This is a genomic window from Nocardiopsis lucentensis DSM 44048, assembly GCF_000341125.1.
GTDB lineage: Bacteria > Actinomycetota > Actinomycetes > Streptosporangiales > Streptosporangiaceae > Nocardiopsis > Nocardiopsis lucentensis.
The window spans coordinates 1-503 of the sequence record NZ_ANBC01000713.1; the positions used below are offsets into that span (position 1 = coordinate 1).

At 74.0% G+C, this 503-nt stretch carries 1 protein-coding gene; it reads left to right on the forward strand.

Annotation, left to right across the window (positions count from 1 at the left end; translation table 11 throughout):
* Window positions 1–90: 90 nt before the first annotated feature.
* The coding region (locus D471_RS36065) for a glycoside hydrolase family 1 protein (RefSeq protein WP_040691170.1) at window positions 91–503 on the forward strand (413 nt) is incomplete at its 3' end.

A 503-nucleotide genomic window follows, 5' to 3' on the forward strand; every position in this document is an offset into this window, starting at 1 on the left:
GCCTCGGCCCGGGGCGTCGACAGCGTCGGCGCCGCGGGGCTGGAAGCGTCCCCGTAGTATGGGAGCGCTCCCAACACTGAAGGGTCCCCCATGACCGACCCCGTCCTGCCCCCGGAACTGCTCTTCGGCACCGCCACCGCCGCCTACCAGGTCGAGGGCGCCGCCCACGAGGGCGCGCGCGGCCCCTCCATCTGGGACACCTACTGCCGCACCCCCGGACGCGTCACCCGGGGCGAGACCGGTGACGTGGCCTGCGACCACTACCACCGCTACCGCGAGGACGTCGCGCTCATGGCCGACCTGGGCGTGGACCTGTACCGCTTCTCCGTGGCCTGGCCGCGGATCCAGCCCACCGGCAGGGGGCGCCCCAACCCGGAGGGGCTGGCCTTCTACGACCGCCTCGTGGACACCCTCCTGGAGACCGGAACCGAACCCGTCATCACCCTCTACCACTGGGACCTGCCCCAGGCGCTGGAGGACGAGGGCGGCTGGCGGGGCCCGGG